6 protein-coding genes are annotated in these 7,157 nt (G+C 43.7%); 2 read left to right on the forward strand and 4 right to left on the reverse strand.

What is annotated here, in order from left to right:
• Positions 1-58: 58 nt before the first annotated feature.
• Positions 59-1,027, reverse strand: a complete 969-nt coding sequence (gene trpS, locus G3567_RS00945) for a tryptophan--tRNA ligase (protein ID WP_164003300.1) — start codon at positions 1,025-1,027, stop codon at positions 59-61.
• Positions 1,028-1,108: 81 nt separating this feature from the next.
• On the opposite strand from trpS, the gene G3567_RS00950 reads away from it, so the two are divergent.
• Both G3567_RS00950 and G3567_RS00955 read left to right on the forward strand, forming a co-directional pair.
• Positions 1,109-1,846 carry a lysophospholipid acyltransferase family protein gene (locus G3567_RS00950; protein ID WP_164003301.1) on the forward strand — a complete coding sequence of 246 codons (738 nt, stop codon included), beginning with the start codon at positions 1,109-1,111 and terminating at the stop codon, positions 1,844-1,846.
• Positions 1,847-1,911: 65 nt separating this feature from the next.
• Positions 1,912-2,670 (forward strand): YebC/PmpR family DNA-binding transcriptional regulator, encoded by a 759-nt coding sequence (locus G3567_RS00955; protein ID WP_164003302.1) that lies wholly within the window; start codon positions 1,912-1,914, stop codon positions 2,668-2,670.
• 131 nt (positions 2,671-2,801) lie between these two features.
• Here the strand turns inward: G3567_RS00955 and G3567_RS00960 are convergent, their stop codons facing one another.
• The 3 genes from G3567_RS00960 to G3567_RS00970 all read right to left on the reverse strand — a co-directional run bounded on the left by G3567_RS00960 (position 2,802) and on the right by G3567_RS00970 (position 6,971).
• Complete coding sequence (locus G3567_RS00960; RefSeq protein ID WP_164003303.1) at positions 2,802-3,281, reverse strand: DUF4199 domain-containing protein; 480 nt, start codon at positions 3,279-3,281, stop codon at positions 2,802-2,804.
• A gap of 15 nt (positions 3,282-3,296) precedes the next feature.
• Complete coding sequence (secA, locus tag G3567_RS00965) at positions 3,297-6,656, reverse strand: preprotein translocase subunit SecA (RefSeq protein ID WP_164003304.1); 3,360 nt, start codon at positions 6,654-6,656, stop codon at positions 3,297-3,299.
• Between the two features lie 93 nt (positions 6,657-6,749).
• Positions 6,750-6,971, reverse strand: coding sequence for a DUF2795 domain-containing protein (locus G3567_RS00970; protein ID WP_003441576.1), 222 nt, complete (start codon positions 6,969-6,971; stop codon positions 6,750-6,752).
• Positions 6,972-7,157: the final 186 nt, after the last annotated feature.

A 7,157-nucleotide genomic window follows, 5' to 3' on the forward strand; every position in this document is an offset into this window, starting at 1 on the left:
GTTGTCTGGATTCTAACCGTTCCAAAATTTTAGAGCTGTTGGGCACTTGCCCTAGGTCCTAGTAGCCCAATTTCACTCTCACTCTATTCAAAACCTCATCGGCAACCCCTTTGGCTTTATCAGCGCCTATGCCCAGCAACCTGTCAATTTCAGGCTTATTGTTCATGAAATAGTCAAACTGCTCCCGCTCTTTTTGGTAAGTCGCTTTTATCAATTCAAACAAAGCCTGCTTGGCATGGCCATATCCAAATCCCCCGGCGAGGTATTTGGATTTCAGATCGGCGACCTCGCTTTCAGAACCTATCAGTTTATAGATCTGAAACACATTACAGGTTTCCGGATCTTTAGGTGCTTCTAGCGGCGTGCTATCCGTTTCAATCTGCATGATCTGCTTGCGAAGTTTTTTGTCAGTCTGGAATAAATTGATGGTGTTGCCTTTGGACTTACTCATCTTTTCTCCGTCGGTTCCCGGGACATATTTGGAAGATTCCGAAAGTTTGGCTTCGGGCAATACAAAGGTTTCACCATACTGGGCATGAAAACGCTCAGCCACATCCCTGGTCATTTCAATGTGCTGTAGCTGGTCTTTTCCAACCGGAATAAATTCAGCATCATACAACAGAATGTCCGCGGCCATCAGCATGGGATAGGTAAACAATCCAGCGTTCACATCGCTCAAGCGGTCCGCTTTATCTTTAAAAGAATGTGCCAGAGTAAGACGCTGATACGGAAACATACAGTTAAGGTACCAGGTCAGTTCCGTAACCTGCGGCACATCGCTTTGCCTGTAAAAGGTAGTTTTCTCTACGTCCAGACCAAAAGCCAACCAAGTGGCCGCAGTGGCATAGGTGTTTTCTTTCAAAACAGACGCCTCCTTTATTTGGGTCAGCGAATGCAGATTGGCAATGAAGAGAAAGGATTCATTTTCAGGAGAGTTTGCCAGTTCGATAGCAGGAATGATGGCTCCTAATAAATTTCCTAAATGCGGAACTCCTGTGCTTTGTACACCGGTTAAAATTCTAGACATAGAATGAGATAAATTACAAATAGCGTCAAAGATAAATGTTTTGTTTATCTCAACCCATTCTATTTATTAAATTTGCCGCTTATGAGATGGATTAAGAAGGTTTTTATAGTTGTTTGGCGAATCTGGTTTTACATTCTCGTCATCACGCCCCTTATTGTGTTACTTCCTTTTTTACTGATTACCACCTCCAAAGAAAAGTGGTATCCGGGCACATTTTTCCTGGGCAAAATCTGGGCTTACCTGGTTTTATACGGCATGGGGTTTATTCCCAAAGTCACTTACAAAACCCGTCTCGAGTGGAGTAAAAGCTATATGCTCACCGCCAATCATACCAGCATGATCGACATCATGATGATGATTTACGTCTCCAAAACCCCTTTTGTATTTATCGGAAAACGTGAACTGGCGAAGCTGCCTGTCTTTGGTTTGATTTATAAACGCTCCTGTATTCTGGTAGACCGGGGGAATGCCAGAAGCAGAAAAGAAGCTTTTGAACAAGCCCAGCGCCGACTTAAAAGCGGGGTGAGTATTTGTATTTTTCCTGAAGGCGGCGTACCCGATGACATTCATAAAATACTGGACCAGTTTAAAGAAGGCGCCTTTAGATTATCCATAGAACACCAGATTCCCATTGTTCCCATTTCCTTCCCGGACAGTAAAAAACGCTTCAGATACGGCTTCGATTCCGGAAGTCCGGGTGTGCTAAGAGCAGTCGTTCATCCTTTGATTCAGACCCAAGGCATGGAATTAAACCTTCAGAACAGACGCCTGCTTAAACAAAAAACGGCCGAAGCCATCCGCTCTGAACTTTACTGGTAGCTTAACCTTGACTTTCTGAATTCTAATGGTTATCTTGGATTTCATTCAGAAAAATACAATAATACATGGCCGGACATAGCAAATGGGCTAATATAAAACACAGAAAAGGAGCCCAGGACAAAAAGCGAGCAAAGGAGTTTACAAGAGCAATCAAAGAGATTACAGTAGCTGTAAAAGAAGGGAACAGTGCAGACCCGGAAACCAATCCGAGCTTAAGAAATGCCATTTCCAATGCCAAGGGCGTAAATATGCCTAAGGACACCATAGAACGCGCCATCAAAAAAGCTTCTGGTGCCGATGCCGACGCTTATGAACTCGTCACCTTTGAAGGCTACGGGCCCCATGGAATCGCTATTTTTGTAGAATGCACCACCGATAACACCAACCGAACGGTTGCTTCTGTCCGGTCTATCTTCAGTAAAAACGCAGGCAGTCTCGGAACCAACGGATCCCTGGAATTCCTTTTTGATCGAAAAGGGGTGTTTGTGATCGATACGGCCGGGATAGAACAAAGCCTGGAAGAGCTGGAACTCGAACTCATCGATGGCGGTGCCCTGGACTTCGAAAAAGATGAAGACCTGCTGCGGGTTTACACCGACTTTACCGACTTTGGGAAAATGTCGGCCAAACTGGAAGCGCTGAAGATTGAACCCAAAAATGCGGAACTGCAGAGAATCCCTTTGAATACGATAGAGCTTCCTGTAGAACAGGGCCAGCAAATCCTAAAGCTCATAGACAAGTTCGAAGAGGATGACGACGTTCAGAACGTTTATCATACCCTAGAAATTACCGATGAACTTATTGAATCTTTGGAAGAAGAGTAGGTTTTAGGGGTTGAAATTTAAGATAAGACCTGTTAGGTTTTTAAAAACCTAACAGGTCTGTATAGATTAACTTCGAATATCTCAAAGTGAATTCATTTTACCCTCTTAAATATGACGTTGAAGATAGGCGACTAAACCTTTTTATTTCTGAAAATCAACGCAATTACCGCCGAAAAGAACACGCCACTGGCCAGGTTATTGAATATCGCCTGGATGACCATCGCATTTAGATTATAGATCTGCTCAGCACCTTCTCTGGGCATACCCTGAGCTGCTTTGGCTTCCACCACGTTTGATAAATATTCCGGTGAAACAAATTCTACCATAATATACACCGCTGCCGGAGACAAACCTCCAATAATGGCCGACAGGATCACGCCAGAAATAAAAGCCTTCTGCCAGGTGATTTGACCATCGTAATATTTTTCCCGCTTTTCACGAATAGCAAGGACATAAGTCAAAGCCTGAGGAATCAGTAACCAAAAGGAAAAAATAGCCTGAGTATTCACAAATTCATCATGGTAACCCAGATATTTTTCAAAATAAACCCAGGCGATACTCAAGGCCGTAAATACTGAAGCCCATTTTAATTCAATGTCAAATTTTTTCATGTGGCTGGTTTCAATTTATTGGTTCAACAAGACCCACTCCCCTTTATCTATCATAGGAATCGCCTGTTTGTATTTTAGCGTTTTTTCTTCGCCGGAACCCACGTGCTTGATCGTTACCTTTTCGTTCCTGCCAATTTTTGGCTGCTCCCGCACTACCGTTTCAACCGGTTGCTGCGACTGACTTGCCTGTGCTCCTGCTCGACGGGATTCTGCTGCGCGCTCATCCAGGTTTTGAATTTCGTCTTTCTGCGTCTGAAGCTGCTCTTTGGGTCTGCGCTGTCTGGCTTCGGTAATCTGCTCTGAATCCCGCTTAGGCAATTCACCTTTGAAAAGGAAGGAGATCACTTCTTTGTTGACTTCTTCAATCATGACCTTAAACAATTCGAAAGCCTCAAATTTGTAAATCAATAAAGGATCTTTTTGTTCGTGAACCGCCAACTGAACGCTTTGTTTCAACTCATCCATCTTACGCAGGTGGTTCTTCCAGGCTTCATCAATGATGGCTAAAGAAATGTTCTTTTCAAAATCGGTCATCAGCTCTTTACCCTCAGTCTCGTAAGCTTTCTTCAGGTTGGTAACCACCTGCAGAGTCTTTTGTCCATCTGTAAAGGGAACCGCTATGCGCTCAAACTTCTCGCCCTGCTTTTCATAAACCTGCTTGATGACCGGGAATGCTTCTTCAGCATTGCTGATCATCTTGTTTTTATAGTTTTCGTAAGCTTCTTTATAAACTTTCCCGGCTGTTTTCTGAACGGGCTGTTTTTCAAATTCAGCTTTAGTCACAGGAGAATTCATCGAGAAAAATCGAATCAGTTCAAATTCAAAATTCTCAAAATCATTGGCGGCCGCGTTGGAAGCAGTAATGACTTCAGCCGTATCGAAAATCATGTTGGCAATATCGATTCTCAATCGCTCACCGAAGAGGGCATTGTAACGTCGCTTGTAAATCACTTCACGCTGAGCATTCATCACATCGTCATATTCAAGCAAACGCTTTCTGATTCCGAAGTTATTTTCCTCAACCTTCTTCTGTGCGCGCTCTATGGATTTGGAAATCATGGAATGCTGAATCACTTCACCTTCTTCCAGACCCATCCTGTCCATGAGTTTCGCTATTTTTTCACTTCCAAACAAACGCATCAGGTTGTCTTCCAGAGACACGTAAAACTGAGAACTTCCAGGGTCTCCCTGACGACCGGCACGACCTCTCAACTGTCTGTCGACACGTCTGGAATCGTGACGCTCTGTTCCTATAATGGCGAGACCTCCAGCCTCTTTCACCTCTTTGGAAAGCTTAATATCCGTTCCCCGACCCGCCATGTTGGTCGCAATGGTCACGATGCCGGCCTTACCCGCTTCAGCCACAATATCGGCTTCGCGTTTGTGTAATTTGGCGTTCAGCACGTTGTGAGGAACGCTGCGTAATTTCAACATTCTGCTCAGCAATTCTGAAATTTCAACAGAAGTGGTACCGATCAAGATCGGTCTGCCCTGAGCAGAAAGCTGTGCCACCTCCTCGATGATGGCGTTGTATTTTTCGCGTTTGGTTTTGTAAACCTTGTCCTGTTTATCGTCCCTGGCAATAGGTTTATTGGTCGGGATTTCCATCACGTCCAACTTGTAGATTTCCCAGAATTCTCCGGCTTCGGTCAAAGCCGTACCCGTCATACCCGCCAGCTTGTTGTACATTCTGAAGTAATTCTGAAGGGTAACCGTTGCAAAAGTCTGTGTGGCGTCTTCTATCTTAACATTCTCCTTGGCTTCAATCGCCTGGTGAAGTCCGTCGGAATACCGGCGTCCATCCATGATACGCCCCGTTTGCTCATCCACAATTTTTACTTTATTGTCCATGACCACGTATTCGGTGTCTTTTTCAAATAAAGTATAGGCTTTGAGAAGCTGTCTCAGGGTATGAATACGCTCACTTTTGACGCTAAAGTCTCTGTATAATTCTTCTTTTTTCTCTGCTTCTTCTTCCTTGGGCAGGTTTTGCTTTTCAATTTGAGCAATCTCCATCCCGATTTCAGGCATCACAAAGAAATCTTTATTGTCCTCTCCGGAAAGGAATTCAATGCCCTTATCGGTAAGATCGATCTGATTGCTTTTTTCTTCAATAGTGAAATACAATTCGGCATCCACCTTGTGCATTTCCCTGTTGTTATCCTGCATGTAGTGATTCTCTGTTTTTTGCAGAAGCTGCTTCACGCCTTCTTCACTCAAAAATTTAATCAGCGCTTTATTCTTAGGCAAACCTCTGTAAACCCTCAGCAACTGAAATCCGCCCTCCTTGGTGTCTCCGGCTTTGATCAGTTTTTTAGCTTCAGCCAAAACGCCTGTCAGATGCTTACGCTGAACCTCAACGATTTGGGCGATCTGTGGCTTCAGATTTTCAAATTCATGAACGTCTCCTTTGGGCACAGGACCCGAAATGATAAGCGGAGTTCTCGCATCATCAATCAACACCGAATCCACCTCATCCACAATTGCAAAATGGTGCGGCCGCTGAACCAGGTCCTCCGGAGAATGACTCATGTTGTCACGCAGGTAATCAAATCCAAATTCATTATTGGTACCGTATGTAATATCCGCATTATAGGCTTTTCGTCTCGCTGCAGAATTGGGCTTGTAGTAATCGACACAATCCACACTAAGGCCGTGGAACTGGAAAATGGGAGCCATCCAGGCGCTATCCCGTTTGGCCAGGTAGTCGTTTACCGTCACCAAATGCACGCCTTTTCCGCTTAAGGCGTTCAGGTACATCGGCAAAGTAGCCACAAGGGTTTTACCCTCACCCGTCTGCATCTCAGCAATTTTACCCTGGTGCATGGCAATACCACCAATCAGCTGGACATCGTAGTGAATCATGTCCCAGGTCACCGGTTTTCCGGCAGCATCCCAGGAGTTACTCCAGATGGCTTTATCGCCCTCCAGAGTCACATAGTCTTTATCGGCTGAAAGGCTTCTGTCAAATTCGTTGGCAGTAACTTCCAGGGTCGTATTATGGAAAAAGCGTTTGGCGGTTTCTTTTACGGTAGCAAAGGCTTCCGGAAGGATCTCGTTGAGAACTTCTTCTGTGGTCTGGTAGACTTTTTCGTTGAGCTCGTCAATTTCGGTATAGAAATTCTCCTTCACGTCTATATCCTGTTCAGCTTCAGCCTTAGCTTTCAAGTCATTGATCTGAGCCTGAAGATCGGCGGTAGCCGCTTTGATTTTAGATTTAAAACGAGAGGTATTTTCACGAAGTTCATCTATGCTTTGAGCCTCAAACTGACTTTCGAAGCTTTTGATCTGGTCGACTATTGGAGTGATGGCTTTAAGATCTTTCTTGGTCTTATCGCCTACAAATACTTTTAATACGGAATCTAAAACACCCATAAATGGTTTTATTAATTTTGTAATTCAAAGGTAACGAAAAAAAAAAGTCCCTTTACGAGACTTTAAGTGTGATTTAAGGAAGAAAGAAAGACGCTAATATTCGTCTTCATTCCATAAGTAATCGTCATCTGTGGGATAATCCGGCCAGATTTCTTCTATCGAGTCGTAAGTATCGCCTTCATCTTCTATCGATTGCAGGTTTTCTACAACCTCCAGTGGAGCACCGGTTCGTATCGCGTAATCTATCAATTCGTCTTTGGTTGCTGGCCAAGGCGCATCACTTAGGTAAGAGGCAAGTTCTAATGTCCAATACATTGCAAGGATATTTTAATTTTTGCAAATGTAATTTTTTTAGCATAACAGTCAACATTTTTGAGGATTATTTGCGCTTAAATTTTTGCTAATACTCTGATTTCAAAATATTTCAAGCTTTTTTAATTTTTAATTTAAATACAAGTGAACTGGTGAACTGGTGAACTGGTGAACTGGTGAACTGGTGAA

The organism is Psychroflexus aurantiacus (assembly GCF_010820555.1).
GTDB lineage: Bacteria > Bacteroidota > Bacteroidia > Flavobacteriales > Flavobacteriaceae > Psychroflexus > Psychroflexus aurantiacus.

Bases quoted from the DNA above. Each gene is read 5' to 3' on its own strand.
- G3567_RS00955 (WP_164003302.1), top strand. From the start codon at position 1,912: ATGGCCGGACATAGCAAATGGGCTAATATAAAACACAGAAAAGGAGCC.
- secA (WP_164003304.1), bottom strand. From the start codon at position 6,656: ATGGGTGTTTTAGATTCCGTATTAAAAGTATTTGTAGGCGATAAGACC.
- G3567_RS00960 (WP_164003303.1), bottom strand. From the start codon at position 3,281: ATGAAAAAATTTGACATTGAATTAAAATGGGCTTCAGTATTTACGGCC.
- trpS (WP_164003300.1), bottom strand. From the start codon at position 1,027: ATGTCTAGAATTTTAACCGGTGTACAAAGCACAGGAGTTCCGCATTTA.
- G3567_RS00950 (WP_164003301.1), top strand. From the start codon at position 1,109: ATGAGATGGATTAAGAAGGTTTTTATAGTTGTTTGGCGAATCTGGTTT.
- G3567_RS00970 (WP_003441576.1), bottom strand. From the start codon at position 6,971: ATGTATTGGACATTAGAACTTGCCTCTTACCTAAGTGATGCGCCTTGG.